The 13596-nt window shown below is 73.4% G+C and carries 16 protein-coding genes; 11 read left to right on the forward strand and 5 right to left on the reverse strand.

Annotation, left to right across the window (positions count from 1 at the left end):
* Positions 1–79 precede the first annotated feature (79 nt).
* The 3 genes from ACNAVT_RS15550 to ACNAVT_RS15560 all read left to right on the forward strand — a co-directional run bounded on the left by ACNAVT_RS15550 (position 80) and on the right by ACNAVT_RS15560 (position 2960).
* The gene (locus tag ACNAVT_RS15550) at positions 80–1534 is read left to right on the forward strand and encodes an ATP-binding protein (protein ID WP_416296864.1); all 1455 of its coding nucleotides are present in this window, start codon (positions 80–82) and stop codon (positions 1532–1534) included.
* 64 nt (positions 1535–1598) lie between these two features.
* Complete coding sequence (locus tag ACNAVT_RS15555; protein WP_416296866.1) at positions 1599–2015, forward strand: ATP-binding protein; 417 nt, start codon at positions 1599–1601, stop codon at positions 2013–2015.
* Between the two features lie 60 nt (positions 2016–2075).
* The gene (locus ACNAVT_RS15560; RefSeq protein ID WP_416296868.1) at positions 2076–2960 is read left to right on the forward strand and encodes a DUF5926 family protein; all 885 of its coding nucleotides are present in this window, start codon (positions 2076–2078) and stop codon (positions 2958–2960) included.
* Positions 2961–3018: 58 nt separating this feature from the next.
* Here the strand turns inward: ACNAVT_RS15560 and ACNAVT_RS15565 are convergent, their stop codons facing one another.
* Positions 3019–4230, reverse strand: a complete 1212-nt coding sequence (locus ACNAVT_RS15565) for an arginine deiminase (RefSeq protein ID WP_416296869.1) — start codon at positions 4228–4230, stop codon at positions 3019–3021.
* A gap of 163 nt (positions 4231–4393) precedes the next feature.
* On the opposite strand from ACNAVT_RS15565, the gene ACNAVT_RS15570 reads away from it, so the two are divergent.
* The 4 genes from ACNAVT_RS15570 to pheA all read left to right on the forward strand — a co-directional run bounded on the left by ACNAVT_RS15570 (position 4394) and on the right by pheA (position 7439).
* On the forward strand, positions 4394–5131 hold the full coding sequence (locus ACNAVT_RS15570; RefSeq protein WP_416296871.1) for a hypothetical protein: 738 nt from the start codon (positions 4394–4396) through the stop codon (positions 5129–5131).
* Between the two features lie 231 nt (positions 5132–5362).
* Positions 5363–5818 (forward strand): hypothetical protein, encoded by a 456-nt coding sequence (locus ACNAVT_RS15575; protein ID WP_416296873.1) that lies wholly within the window; start codon positions 5363–5365, stop codon positions 5816–5818.
* A gap of 120 nt (positions 5819–5938) precedes the next feature.
* Positions 5939–6472, forward strand: a complete 534-nt coding sequence (locus tag ACNAVT_RS15580; RefSeq protein ID WP_416296876.1) for a hypothetical protein — start codon at positions 5939–5941, stop codon at positions 6470–6472.
* A 10-nt stretch (positions 6473–6482) separates the two neighbouring features.
* On the forward strand, positions 6483–7439 hold the full coding sequence (pheA, locus tag ACNAVT_RS15585; RefSeq protein ID WP_416296878.1) for a prephenate dehydratase: 957 nt from the start codon (positions 6483–6485) through the stop codon (positions 7437–7439).
* A gap of 44 nt (positions 7440–7483) precedes the next feature.
* Here the strand turns inward: pheA and ACNAVT_RS15590 are convergent, their stop codons facing one another.
* The 3 genes from ACNAVT_RS15590 to ACNAVT_RS15600 form a co-directional block, all read right to left on the reverse strand.
* Positions 7484–8206: an AIM24 family protein gene (locus ACNAVT_RS15590; RefSeq protein ID WP_416296880.1), complete on the reverse strand. Its 723-nt coding sequence runs from the start codon at positions 8204–8206 to the stop codon at positions 7484–7486.
* 95 nt (positions 8207–8301) lie between these two features.
* Positions 8302–8646: a metallopeptidase family protein gene (locus tag ACNAVT_RS15595; protein ID WP_416297048.1), complete on the reverse strand. Its 345-nt coding sequence runs from the start codon at positions 8644–8646 to the stop codon at positions 8302–8304.
* 129 nt (positions 8647–8775) lie between these two features.
* A complete protein-coding gene (locus tag ACNAVT_RS15600) occupies positions 8776–9204 on the reverse strand; it encodes an OsmC family protein (RefSeq protein WP_416296882.1) in 429 nt (142 codons plus the stop codon).
* Between the two features lie 134 nt (positions 9205–9338).
* Between ACNAVT_RS15600 and ACNAVT_RS15605 the strand changes: the two genes are divergently transcribed.
* The 3 genes from ACNAVT_RS15605 (at position 9339) to ACNAVT_RS15615 (ending at position 11946) form a co-directional block, all read left to right on the forward strand.
* The gene (locus tag ACNAVT_RS15605) at positions 9339–10079 is read left to right on the forward strand and encodes a hypothetical protein (protein ID WP_416296884.1); all 741 of its coding nucleotides are present in this window, start codon (positions 9339–9341) and stop codon (positions 10077–10079) included.
* A gap of 233 nt (positions 10080–10312) precedes the next feature.
* The gene (locus ACNAVT_RS15610; RefSeq protein ID WP_416296886.1) at positions 10313–11134 is read left to right on the forward strand and encodes an HAD family hydrolase; all 822 of its coding nucleotides are present in this window, start codon (positions 10313–10315) and stop codon (positions 11132–11134) included.
* Complete coding sequence (locus ACNAVT_RS15615) at positions 11134–11946, forward strand: HAD family hydrolase (protein ID WP_416296888.1); 813 nt, start codon at positions 11134–11136, stop codon at positions 11944–11946. The genes ACNAVT_RS15610 and ACNAVT_RS15615 overlap by 1 nt, the downstream gene beginning before the upstream one ends.
* 120 nt (positions 11947–12066) lie before the next feature.
* Here the strand turns inward: ACNAVT_RS15615 and ACNAVT_RS15620 are convergent, their stop codons facing one another.
* The gene (locus ACNAVT_RS15620; protein WP_416296890.1) at positions 12067–12657 is read right to left on the reverse strand and encodes a bacterial proteasome activator family protein; all 591 of its coding nucleotides are present in this window, start codon (positions 12655–12657) and stop codon (positions 12067–12069) included.
* An 84-nt stretch (positions 12658–12741) separates the two neighbouring features.
* Here ACNAVT_RS15620 and ACNAVT_RS15625 point away from each other — a divergent pair, with 84 nt between their 5' ends.
* Positions 12742–13569, forward strand: coding sequence for an alpha/beta hydrolase family protein (locus ACNAVT_RS15625; RefSeq protein WP_416296892.1), 828 nt, complete (start codon positions 12742–12744; stop codon positions 13567–13569).
* The last annotated feature ends 27 nt before the right edge of the window (positions 13570–13596 follow it).

Genomic DNA, 13596 nt, shown 5'->3' on the forward strand with positions numbered 1-13596 from the left:
GGTCGATCCGCCCGGCGGCCGGTCCCGCCCGCCCGGCCGGGGGTGTCCCGCGGACCGGTCGGCGGGGCAGACTCGGGACATGCCGGAGCGAACCGACTATCGCGCCCTCATCGCCGGGCACACCCGGGTGATCACGATGATCAACTTCGGGGGCTCCGGACTGCCCGTGCTCACCCGTCTGCTCCGGGTGGTGCAGTGCGCCGTGGACGCGGCCGGCCTGGTGTTCGTGGAGTTCGCCCCGAGCGGGGGGCGGGTGATCGCGGCGACCGGCGGTGCCGAGTTCATCGTCGGCCGTCCGCTGCCGGCCAGCGACCCGGCCACCGTCTGCCTGCTCTCCGGCCCCCCGGTCCGCGAGGTTCGCGTGGACCGCATCCCCGGTGCGCTCGCCGACGAGGTGGCCGGGCGAGGGCTACGCCGGATGATCGCGGCGCGCGCCGAGATCGCCGGCCTCACCGTGGGCAGCCTGCACGCGCTCTATCCCGAGGGCGAGCCGCTCGACGACTCCCAGCACGCCGTCATCCGGTACGTCGCCGCCTGCATCGCCCACATGTACGGCGACCAGACCGGCCTGCCGGTGCACGGCGACGGCCCGGTGGTGGCGGCACTCGCCGACGGCCTCGCGGTGGTGGACCGCGAGCACCACGTACGACTCTGGAACCCGGCCGCCGCGCAGGTGACCGGCCGCCCGTCCGGCGAGGCACTGAACCGCCCGCTCCCGTTCCCGCTGCCCCCGTCCGGGCAGGTGCTCGACCACCGGATGCCGGACGGCCGCTGGCTGCGGATCACCGCCGGGGAGCTGCCCGGCCCGGGCACGCTGCGGGTGGTCACCTTCCGGGACGTCACCGATCAGCAGCGCCGCGACCGCGACCGGGACCTCTTCGTCGCGGTGACCAGCCACGAGCTGCGTACCCCGGTCACCGTGATCAAGGGGTACGCCAACACCCTCACCGACCATTGGGAGTCGCTCAGCGACGACGACCGGCGGCACGCCGCCCGGATCATCGGGCAGCGCGCCAACGACCTGGCCCGGCTGGTCGACCGGCTGCTCACCGCCGCGCCCGAGAACCGACCCGGCGGGGAGCCGTCCGCCCCCTTCGACCTCGCCGACGCGCTGCGGGCCGCGGTGATCGACCTGCCGGCGGACGTCCGGCACCGGATCGTCCTCGACCTGCCGGCCGACCTGCCCAAGGCGCTCGGCGACCGGCACAGCCTGGCGACCGTGCTCACCGAGCTGAGCACCAACGCCGGAAAATACTCCCTGCCCGACACCCCCGTCGAGGTCAGCGCCGAGGCGAACGAGCGGACCGTCTCCTTCCGCGTCGCCGACCGGGGCATCGGCATCCCGCCGGAGCACGTGGAACGGGCGTTCGACCGGTTCTGGCAGGGCGAGTCCGGCGACCGCCGGCGCTACCCCGGGGCCGGACTGGGCCTCTATCTGGTCCGCCAGATCGTTGAACAGCAGAATGGATGGGTATCCCTCCGGCCGAGGGCCGGTGGGGGTACGGTCGCAGAGGTGCGGCTGCCCCGGGGCTGACCAGGGCATTCCCGCAGGCGGGGGGACGACGGTGTCGACGGGTTCGGCTGAGCGATCGTGGTGCGTGGTGGTGCCCCACCACGCGACCGGCGCGCGCCTGGCCCGGCACCGGCTCGCCGACGAACTGGCGGACGTCGTACCCGCGGCCCTGCTGGCGGACCTGGTCGCGGTCCTCGCCGAGCTGGTGGGCAACGCCGTACGTCACGCCGATCCGCTGCCCGGCGGTGTGGTCCGGGTGGCCTGGCGGCTGCACCCGGCGGCCCGCGGGCAGCGCGTCCAGCTCCGGGTGACCGACGGCGGCTCCGCCTCGGGCCCGCTGCTGCGGGCGGCCACCCCGGACTCGGTCGACGGCCGCGGCCTGCACATCGTCTCCGGCCTGGCCAGCCGCTGGGGGGTCGACCGTGACGGCCTCGGCCAGAGCGTCTGGGCCGAGTTCGAACCGGTCGCCTCGCCCCGACCGGACCTGATCGCGGCGGGCTGACCGGTCCGAGAGGCGGGTCCTCCTGACGCCGGCACGGCACGGCATCTAGGCTGTGTCGCCGTGAGCAAGCGTCGAAAGAGCCAGCGGGCCGCCGAAGCCACTCCGAAGCGGGAGAAGGTGCGCGACGTCTTCGTGCCCCGACCGTTCGAGGGGTTGGTCGACGAGCCGGAGTGGATCGCGCTGCGCGAGCTGGTCCCGGCCGCCTCCGCGCCGCTGCGGCTGACCCCCGAGCTGGTCGAGGAGTACGGCGAGCGTCCGGTCATCCTGGCCACCGTGCTGCCGATGGCCGCCCCGGCGATGACCAAGCCGGACGGGCGGATCTTCATCGGCCTGCAGCGGCACCAGCAGTCCGGCGACGTCTCCCGGGACCTGGCCGACGCACTGCTCTGCGCCCTGCGTACCGAGCCGGGCGGCCAGGTGGCGGTGCCGCCGCTGCCCGGCCCGGGGCCCCGCCTGCAGGACATCCTGGTGGACGGCCCGCTGGAGATCAGCATGCACGACGGGTTCGAGTTCTGGCTCGACCCGGGTGCCGCCGACGACCCGAACGTGCAGGCGTCGCTGGAGCGGGCCAACGCGGCGGTCTACCCGACCGTGAAGCTGGCGGCGGCGCGGGCCGCGTACTGGTGCCAGGTGCCGGAGAAGGCGCACGTGCGCTGGGTGCTGCCGGACGACGAGGACGCGGCGCTCGACGCGCTGTCCCGGCTGAGCGTGGCCGGCACGCTGTCCCTCGGCGACAACACCCGCTTCGCCGGCATGTTCCGGGCGCACGGCCGCCTGGTGCCGGTCTGGGACCTGCCCGAGGACGTCCCGGCCACCGACTGGGAGGAGCCGGTGACCGAGTTCGCCAAGCGGTACGCCGAGGCGCTGGCGGAGAAGGAACCGCTGGATGCCGCCGGCCGCCGGGCCCGTCAGGGCCTCCTCGGCCGCCAGCTCACCCTGCGCTGACGAGGCAGGACCCGGGGCCCCATGTCGACGCCTCGCGTTGACCAGGGGCCCCGGCCTTTCAGCGGTGCAACGGCTCCCGGACCAGGGGGCAGGACATGCAGCGCGGGCCGCCCCGCCCGGAGCCCAGCTCCGAGCCGGCGACGGCGATCACCTCGATGCCGGCCCGTTCCAGCTGTGCGTTGGTCTCCACGTTCCGCTCGTAGCCCACGCAGAGCCGGGGCGCGAGGGCGAGGGTGTTGTTGCCGTCGTCCCACTGCTCCCGTTCGGCGGTGACCGGGTCGAGCCCGGTGTCGATCACCCGGAGCTGGTCGAGGTCCATCGCGTCGGCGGCGGCGCGCAGGAACGGCGCCGGACCGTCGACGCGCGGCTCCTCGCCGTCCACCCCGCCGATCACGGTGTACGCCGACAGCGAGCTGGCGATGTTCGGATACATGAGCACGGCGTCCACGTCGACCATGGTGCAGACCGTGTCCAGGTGCATGGTGGCCCGCTCCTGGGCGATCGGCACCACGAGGATGGTGTGCGCCAGACCTGCGGCGAAGACCTGCCGGGCGAGGCGTTCCGCCCCGGCCGGCGTGGTCCGCTCGCCCACCCCGACGGCGAGCACCCCGGGCGCGAGCAGCAGCACGTCACCGCCCTCCAGGTGCTCCAGCTCGGGGTGGTAGACGAACTCCGTGCCGGCGAAACGCGGGTGGTGGCGGTAGATGGCGTCGGTCAGCGTGGTCTCCCGCCGCCGGGCCGGCATGGCCAGGCTGGTCACCCCGACCCGGTCCCCGATCCAGATCGAGGAGTCCCGGGTGAACAGCAGGTTGGGCAGCGGGTCGATGACGAAGTCGTGCCGGTCCATCAGGGCCCAGACCAGGCCACCCGGTCGGTCCTTGCCGACCCGCAGCTCCTCGTGGGCGAGCCCGGCGATGAACACGTCGGCCAGGGCGGACGGATCGAGGTACGTGAGGTGGTCGGCGACGCGCTGGCGCAGCGTGTCGCCCAGCCGGGGCGAGCGCAGCACGAGTTCGGTCAGCTCCGCGCGGGCGTCCGGCACGGCGAGCGTCTCGGCCAGCAGCGTGGCCAGGTAGAGCACCTCCACCCCGCGGGAGCGCAGGGCGGCGGCAAAGGCGTCGTGCTCCTCCTGCGCCCGGCCCACCCAGGGGATAGCGTCGAAGAGCAAGGCGTCGTTGTTGCGTGGGGTGAGCCGGGCCAGCTCCGGCCCGGGCCGGTGCAGCAGCACGGTGCCGAGCCGACCGACCTCGCTGTCCACATAGTGGGTCACCTTCGCAGCGTAGGACAGGACTCCGCACCATCCGGGAAAAGAAGTGTGAATGAATGCGGCATTCATCCACACTCATTCCGGAGCTCCAACTTGCCCAACAAGGGGGTGCACAACGTAGGGTAGTGGAGGCATAACTTCGAGAGACCTTTTGCCGGAGGTCGCGATGACTGTCTTTCCCGCTCGCCGAGCCGTGCCGACCCGGGCACTGCCGCCGGTCGCGGTGCCTCAGCCCCGGGCCGAGTCCACCTCGGTGCTCGAACCGGCCCGACCAACCCCGCTGGAGTGGGCCCGCCGCCGCCGGGCCGAGCGGGGCGCCCGCCGGTTGGAGGCGGCGGGAGCCCGGGCGCTCGGCCAACTCGACCACCTCGGTCCCGCCTGGCACGTCATCGAGTGGCCCCGGACGGACGCCTCGGACGTCCTCCTCGACCGCAGCCAGGACGAGCGGGCCGGGTTCCTCGCCATCGGGCCGAGCGGACTCTTCGCGATCACCATCGCCGACCACGGCCGCGCGCGGGTGCTCGTCGCCGGCGACGTGGTGCAGATCAACGGTAAGCGTCCGTCCTATGTGGCCGACGCGCGTCGGGACGCCAAGCGGGCCGGTCAGGCCCTCTCCGAAGCAGTCGGCCTGCCGATCCCGATCACCCCGGTGCTGACCTTCGTCGGGTCCGGGGTCATCAGCGTGTACGGCCTGCCGAAGGACTGCCTCATGGCCACCCATCGGGAACTGGACCGCCTGCTCGTGGCGGGCGGCAACCGAATCAGCCCGGCCACCGCCGAGAAGCTCTCCCAGGTCGCCCAGCACCCGTCCACCTGGCTCAACGGCACGTACCGTCCAGCAGCCGACTACCGGTGGTACGAGGACGGCCGAACGGCCGCTGACAAGCGGGCCGCCCGCCGGTAACGTCTGCGGCGACGCCACGGTCCACGGCTCCGCCTTCGGTGGTTCCGTCGGCCCGCGCCGTCGCCGGTCACCCGACACCGGGCACCCGTCGCACCGACACCTGTCCCACGGCCCGCCGACGCCCCAGGAAACCCCTGCGCAGCACCGGCGGCCGGTTGATCCAGCGCGGTCGCACGGTCGGCGTGACGACCGGCTAGCGTGGACAGACCGTCGGTGTACATAGGAGGCGCGGTGGCCCACGTCGAACTCTCGCTCTCGGAAGCGTTCGTGCCCGCGCCGGGGACACCGACCGAGCAGGGGTCCGGCAACTTCGGGCAGTGGTCGGACACGGTCTCCCGAGCCGCCGAGCCGTGCCTGCTGATCGACGCGGAAACGACGGTGGTGGCGATCTCCTCGTCGGGCTGCGAGCTGCTCTGCCTCGGCGCGCCGGAGGACGTGATCGGGCGTCCGCTGCTGGAGGGCGGGCTGCGGCTGGTCGACTTCACCGCCAAGCCCAGCGAGCTGACCGAGCAGGAGACCGACAAGATTCCGCCGCTGCTCGCCCTGCACTCCGAGCGGCTGGCGCGGGGGCTGCTGCGGGTCCAGGGGGCCGGCACCGACGCCGGCACCACCGTCGACGCCATCTCCACCCCGGTGCTCGCCCACGGCGAGGTGGCCGGCTCCCTCACCTTCTTCTCAGCAGTCTGACCTTCGCAACGGGTGGCCGCGAAGGTGCCTCACGGGTGACCTTCACCCGATCAGGGGATCCTCCTACGATGGGCTCGGCCCGCAGGCCACAACGATGTCCGCCGATATTGAGGATCGGACGTGCCACCCACCCCACCCCGCCTCGCCCTCCACCGGCCGCTGGTCGTCCCGGCGGCACTGATCGCGCTACTGGCCATTGCCTCCTGCGGCACTCCGCCCGAGCTGCGGCAGTCGGCCGCCCCGACGGCCACCGCGCCGGCCGCCACCGGCACACCCACGCCGGTGACGCCGACGCCGGACACCCCGACCCGGCCGGCCGTACCCACCCCCACGCCCACCGCCGGCGATGCGGTCGCCCAGCCCTGCCGGTCCGGCCCGTCCGGCGACCGGGTGGTCTCGCTGCTGCGCGGGCCCGCCCGGGTGCTGCCCCGCGGCGTACGGGTCAAGGTCCGGACGGGGCCACTCTGCGCCGGGGACTGGCAGTACACGGTCCTGGAGGTTTCCGGGCACGAGGAACTCCAGGCGGTCACCCGGGGAAAGCCGGCCGCCCTGGAGCTGGTGACCGCCGGGACGGATGTCTGCTCCGCCGAGGTACGCGCCGCGGGACCACCCGGCATCCGCACCCTGGCCTGCGACGGCACCCCAGGTGCGTAGGCTGGTCGCCATGCCGGGAACACCACCGACCCGCTTCGTCTACCTCGGTCCCGAGGGCACCTTCGCCGAGCAGGCGCTGCGTACCGTGCCCGCTGCGGAGCGGGGCAGCCGCACGCCGGCCCGCAGCGTCGGCGAGGCCCTGGACGCCGTACGGGCCGGCGAGGCGGACGCGGCCATGGTGCCGCTGGAGAACTCGATCGGCGGTGCGGTCGGGGTGACCCTCGACGAGCTGGCCGAGGGTGAGCCGCTGGTGATCACCCGAGAGGTGATCCTGCCGGTGGAGTTCGTGCTCGCGGCCCGCGCGGGCACCCCGCTGGCCGAGGTGCGGAGCGTGGCTGCGCACCCGCAGGCGTCGACCCAGTGCCGGAGCTGGCTCCGCGAGCATCTGCCCGACGCGAGCGTGGTCGACGTCCTGTCCAACGGTGCGGCCGCCGCGGGCGCGGCCGGCGGCGAGTACGACGCGGCCATCTGCGCCCCGATCGGCGCGGCGCGGCACCGGCTGACCGTGCTCGCCGACAAGATCGCCGACCATCCGGACGCGGTTACCCGCTTCGCGCTGGTGTCCCGCCCGGGCCCGCCGCCGCCCCCCACCGGCGACGACGTCACATCGCTGGCGGTCTACATCGCCCACGACCGGGTGGGCGCGCTGCTCTCGGTGCTGACGGAGCTGGCCGTACGCGGGGTGAACCTGACCCGGATCGAGTCCCGCCCGACTGGTGAGGCACTCGGCCGGTACGTCTTCGTCCTGGACTGCACCGGGCACGTCGCCGACGCCCGACTCGGCGAGGCGTTGCAGGGGCTGCGCCGGATCTGCGCGAACGTTCGCTTCCTCGGGTCGTACCCCCGGCACCGCTGGAGCCCGACCGCGAGCGACCGGCCGGTCCCCGCTCCGGCCGGTCTCTCCGACGCCGACTACGCCGACGCGGCGGCCTGGCTGGCCCGACTACGCGTCGGCGAGTTGAGCTGACCGGGCGGGGATACCCGGACCGGACGCCCCGCGTGCCGGGCGGGTCACTGCAACAGGCCGCCGAGCAACCCGCCCTGTTGCTGCTGCTGGGCGCCGCTGCCGTGCCCCGGCCGCTCCTCGGACGGCTGAACCACGACGAAGCCCTGGCCGGCGAAGCTCATCGTGAACGCCTCACCGGTGGTCCGGCCGATCAGCGTGCCGAGGCCGAGCTGCTCGGCCCGGTGGTAGCCGGTCTGCAGGTTGGCCGACCAGCAGACCGCGGCCTGCGGATCGACGTACGTCGGGGCGTCCACGTTGAGCACCACCGGGGTGCCCTCGGTGGTGATGGCGATCCGGCCGTGGCCGGTGAACACGCAGTTGAACAGCCCGGAGGCGGCGAACCCCACGCCGCTGACCATCTTGATGTCGTAGGTCAGGGTGGAGTCGAAGGCGAGCACGCTGGAGCCGTTGATCGACAGGGCGTCGCCGGGCTCCAGGTCGATGATGTGCACGTCCTTGGCGAAGTCGGCGAGGAAGACGTCACCCTGGCCGGTGAGCTTCATCAGCGGGACACCCTCACCGGTGAGCCGTTGCTTGATGAACTTGCCGATGCCTCCGGAGCCGAGCGCCTGGAACTGCACCTGCCCCTGGTACGCCACCATGGCCCCCACGCGGGCCATCGCCTCGCCGTTGAGCTCGATCTTCAGCATCTTTGAGTTCTGCAGCCGCATACCCGGCTGGTGGGACTCCTTCTCAAGGTTCTCGGCGGAGAACAGCGCGCTGCGCATGGGTTTCCCTCCTGCGACGGGGTGTGCCTGCACCCGCAGATTAGGGGAACCGCGCAACGCCGAGGATCGGCCGCGCGGGGCGCAGACGAGCCCGGTCAGCCCCAGCCGAGGGCGTGCAGCCGCTCGTCGTCGATGCCGAAGTGGTGGGCGATCTCGTGCACCACGGTCACCGCGACCTCGTCGACGACGTCCTCTTCCGTGTCGCAGATCTGCAGGATCGGGCGGCGGTAGATGAGGATCCGGTCCGGCAGGACGCCGGAGTAGTCCCAGCCCCGGTCGGTGAGGGCGTGCCCCTCGTAGAGCCCGAGCAGGTCCTCGCCCGGGGGTGGGTCGTCCTCGACCAGGATGACCACGTTGCTCATCAACCCGAGCAGCTCCTCGGGCACCTCGTCGAGGGCCTCGCCGACGAGTTCCTCGAATCGCTCCCGGCTCATCTCCACGGCCACACCCCCATCCTCCCCGACCGCCGCCCGGCCTCCAAGATCGGCACAGGTTCACGGAAGGAGCGGCCACCGCCGCTCCGTCGGGCACTCCTTCCGTGGCGGTGCGGCCGCGCGACGGGTGGCGTGTCAGCCGAGGCGGGCGTTCAGGGTGATCTGTGCCCCCGGGGAGAGCAGCCGCGAGATCGGGCAGTTCTCCTTGGCCGCCTCGGCCAGCTTGGTGAACTGGGCCTCGTCCATGCCCGGGACCTGACCGACGGTCTCCAGGTCGATCCGCGTCACGGTCATGCCCGCGTCGGTCTTGTCGAAGTGCACCTTGGCGGTGGTCTCCACCGCGGCGTCGGTCGCGCCCGCGTCGGCGAGCTGCTTGGAGAGGGCCATCGAGAAGCAGCCGGCGTGCGCGGCGCCGATCAGCTCCTCAGGGTTGGTCCCCTCGCCCTCCTCGAAGCGTGACTTGAAGGAGTAGTTGCCGGTCAGGCCGCCCTTGCCGGTGCGGACCGTGCCGGCGCCCTCGGTGAGGTTGCCCTGCCAACGTGCGGAAGCGGTACGAATAGGCATGGTGCCGACGCTAGCCCAAACCGGGCGGCCCCGCACCGGGCAGCGGAGAGCCGGAGGCCGGACTCGCCGGGCCTGTCGCCGGGTGCCGGCTGTGTCATGATTCGACGCAGGCCCCCGCGCGGAAGGGTGAATCGATGTCCCAGGATCTCCCCATCCCCAGGCAGGACGACCGGTCCGACGGCACGACCGTCGTGGAGTGGGGTGCCGACGAGAGCGCGCCGCCCGGCCGGGTCGGCCGCTCCCTGGCCGGCCTGGGGCGCGACCCCCGCCTGCCGCTGGTGCTCGCCGGGCTCGGCGCGGTGGCCGCGGTCGCCTCGCTGGCCGGGGAATGGCTGGTGATGCACATCCCGAACGGCGAAGGCGGGCCAGCCTCCACCATCCGACTGCCCAGCGGGGTGGGGGACGTGGGCGGTTTCGGGGTGGGCTACCTGATCGGGCTGCTCGGCCTGTCCAGCGCGGTGGCGCTCGCGTTGCGTGGCACCGGTGCGATACGGCAGAACGTCCGGGTGGCCGGTCTGGGCCTTGCAGCGGCCGTGCTGGCCATGTTGACCGGTGCGGCCTTCGCCTTGGATGACTCGGGTCAACGCACCTTCTTCTACGCACAGCAGGAGGAAGGGTTCCGGGCCGAGTACGGGCGAGGCCTGGTCACCGCCTTCGTGTCCACCGTGCTGTTCGCCGCCGCCCTGTACCTGTCCGGCCGGGTCGTCGCCGAGGCACCGGACCGGAAGGACGAGCCCGGTGACGGGGCACTGCCGGCGGATCGCGGACGGCCGGAGCGGGGGCGGCGCCGGGCGACCGGCGACGAACTGCCCGTGCCGGCCGACCTGACCGTCCAGCCCACCACCCCGTTCGCCCGCCCCGAACTGCCGCACTGACCCGGCCCGAACCGGCGCGGTCGTTCCGGGCCGCCGCGCTGCCCTGAGGGGACCGGCACGCCGAGCGCGGCCGAGGGTCGGACACCTGACGTCCGTCGCGGGTTGGTGCCCGATTCGCCGAAAAGCCATGGTTGCGGCCTGTTCCGCGAGATACGGTTGCTGCCCGCCGTCCAGCGGCCACGGCACCGAGGACCAGGACGGCCGGCGCGACGGCGGCGGGCGAAGGAGGAACCATGACCCGCCCGGGACTGCCCAAGCTGATCGCCACCGACCTCGACGGCACGCTCGTCCGCAGCGACGACACCGTCTCCGCGTACACCCATCAGGTGCTCGACCGGGTGCGGGCCGCGGGGATCCCGGTGGTCGGCGCGACCGGCCGCGGACCGCGACTGACCGAGCTGACCCGCAACGACATCCGCGCCGCCGACTTCCTGGTGATGGCCGGCGGAGGGCGGGTGGTCGACCAGAGCGACCCGGAGGGGCCGCTGGTGCTGCGGGACGAACGTCTCTCGGGCGCGGTGCTCGCCCGAATCCTCGCCGACCTGGAGGGCGCGGTCGGCCCGCTGACCGTCATGGTGGAGGCGTCGGACGAGCACGACGCGCCGCTCTGGGGCGACTACCACCCCAGCTGGCCCTACCAGGACCGGTTCGAGGCGCGCAGCCGCGAGGAGTGCCTCTCCTGCGACGTGATCAAGGCGTTCGCGCGGACCGCCGACCACCACGTGGACGAACTGCTGGCGGCGGCCCGCCGGATCGTTCCGCCGGAGCTGGCCACGCTCACCCAGGCCGGGCTCGGCTTCATCGAGATCTGCCCACCGGGAGTGGACAAGTCCACCGGGCTCAGCGTGGTGGCCGAGCGGCTCGGCGTCGATCCGGCGGAGGTGCTGGTCTTCGGGGACCAGCCGAACGACCTGCCGATGTTCGGCTGGGCCGGCTGGGCGCGGGTGGCGGTCGCCAACGCCCACCCGGAGGTCCGGGCGGCGGCGGACGAGATCACCCTGCGCAACGACGACGACGGAGTCGCGGTCTACCTGGACCGACTACTCTCCCGGTGATGGGAGAGGCACCTCGGCTGATCGCGACCGACATCGACGGCACACTGCTCCGGGACGACCGGACGCTCAGCCCGCGCACCGCCGGCGTCCTGGCCCGGATCTCCGCGGCGGGCACGCCGGTCGTGCTGGTCACCGGCCGTCCCATCCGCTGGCTCCAGCTCGTGTACGACCAGCTCGCCGAGCCACTGCCGGCGATCTGCGCCAACGGGGCGGTGGTGTACGACCCGTTCGCCGACGAGGTGCTCCGGGCCGACCCGCTGGCCCCCGAACTGCTCGCCGAGGTGGCCCGGCGGCTGCGGGCCCAGGTGCCCGGGGTGAGCTTCGCGGTGGAGATCGGGGACAGCCGGCAGATGCGGCACGAGACGCACTACCCGCTGCGGTGGGACGCCGACACCGACGCGATCCGGGCGATCGAGTCGCCGGAGGAGCTGCTGGCCGTCCCGGCGGTGAAGCTGCTGGCCCGGGCCGGCGAGCAGGACCCGGACGTGTTCGTACGGGTGGTGGCCGGGGCGCTGGAGGGGCTGGCCGAGGCGACCCACTCCTCGTACAGCGGGCTGGTGGAGATCTCCGCCGCGGGGGTGACCAAGGCGGCCGGCCTGGCCTGGTACGCCGCCCGGCTCGGAATCGACGAGCAGGAGGTGCTGGCGTTCGGAGACATGCCGAACGACGTGCCGATGCTGACCTGGGCCGGCCGGGCGGTGGCGGTCGCCAACGCACACCCGGCCGTCCTGGAGATCGCCGACGAGGTGGCCGGGTCGAACGCCGAGGACGGCGTGGCGACGTACCTGGAGCAGGTCTTCGGGGTGGGCTGAGCACGACGGCTCCAGCGACGGCTTCAGGTCGCCGCGCGGCGTCAGACGCGCCGACCTGAAGCCGTCGTAGCGGCTCGGCGACAGACCGGCGTGTGCCGGGGCGCGAGTGCGCCCCGGCCGTCAGAGGTACTGGCCGGGGGCGTGCCCCTCGTTGGTCCCCGGCATGCCGGGCATGCCGGGGGCCATCCCGCCGGGGCCGCTGGGCAGCGCGGCCCGGCCGGAACGCATCTGCTCGAGCTGGACGCGGGCAGCCATCTGCTGGGCGACCAGGGCTGCCTGGATGCCGTGGAACAGCCCCTCCAACCAACCGACCAGTTGGGCGTGGGCGATCCGCAGCTCGCTCTCGCTGGGCGCCTTGTCCTCGGTGAAGGGCAGCGAGATGCGTTCCAGCTCCTCGCGCAGCTCGGGGGCGAGACCCTCCTTCAGCTCGACGATCGACCGCTCGTGGATCTCGCGCATCCGGTGCCGGCTGGCGTCGTCGAGGGGGGCCGCCTTGACCTCCTCCAGCAGCTGCTTGATCATGCTGCCGATCCGCATCACCTTGGCCGGCTGCTCGACCAGGCGGGTCGGGTCCTCGCCCTGCCCCTCCTCGGTCTGCACCGTGCCGACCGGCCGACCGTCCGGCCCGACCACCACCACCGTGCCGGGGATGCCGTCGTTGTCCTGTTCGTCATACTGTCCGGCGGAACGCGCATCGGTCATGGCACCCATCTTCGCCCAACGCCGCCCACCGGCGCGCGCCGGGATCGGCTCCCGGGCCCGAACCACCCGGCCGGGCGCGCTACCGTCGCCGTCATGCCCGCAGACCCACGCGCCGTGCTGACCCGGCCGGCCCCGCCGCCGGACGTCACGGTCGCGTACGGCGATCGCCCGGAGCAGCTTGCCGATCTGCGCCGACCTGCCGGCGGCGGGCCACCCCGGCGCCTGGTGGTCGTGGTCCACGGCGGCTTCTGGCGGGCCGAGTACGACCGCACCCACACCGGCCCGATGGCCGCCGCGCTGGCAGCGCTCGGCCATCCGGTCGCCCAGGTCGAGTACCGGCGCACCGGCCAGCCCGACGGGGGGTGGCCCAACACTCTCACCGACGCGCTGGAGGGGGTCGCCGCACTGCCCGGGCTGGCCGCCGCCGCGCTGCCCGGTCTGGTGGCACCCGCCCCCCCGATCCTGGTCGGGCACTCGGCGGGCGGGCACCTGGCGCTCTACGTGGCCGCGCACGCTCCGGCCGCGGTCGGCGGCGTGCTCGCGCTGGCGCCGGTCGCCGACCTCGCCGAGGCGTACCGGCTGGACCTGGACGGGGGCGCGGTGGCCGCGCTGCTCGGCGGCGGCCCGGCGGAGGTTCCCGACCGCTACGCGGCAGCGGATCCATCGTCTTTGGTGCCCATTCAGGCGCGCACAGTAGTCGTGCACGGCACTCTCGACCGCCAGGTTCCGGTGGAGATCAGCCGCTCCTGGGTCACCGCGGCCCGCGCCGCCGGCGCCCCCGCCACCCTCGTTGAGCTGCCGGAATGCGAGCATTTCGGGCTCATCGCCCCCGACTCGGCAGCGTGGCCCCGGGTTGTCGAAGCATTGCGTTCCCTGCACGATGATCTTTCGGGCATTGACGCAGCGTCGCGGAGCCGGTAGAACGCCGAAGGGGTGTGCGGCCCTCGA

Source organism: Micromonospora sp. SL4-19, from assembly GCF_047921475.1.
Lineage (GTDB): Bacteria > Actinomycetota > Actinomycetes > Mycobacteriales > Micromonosporaceae > Micromonospora.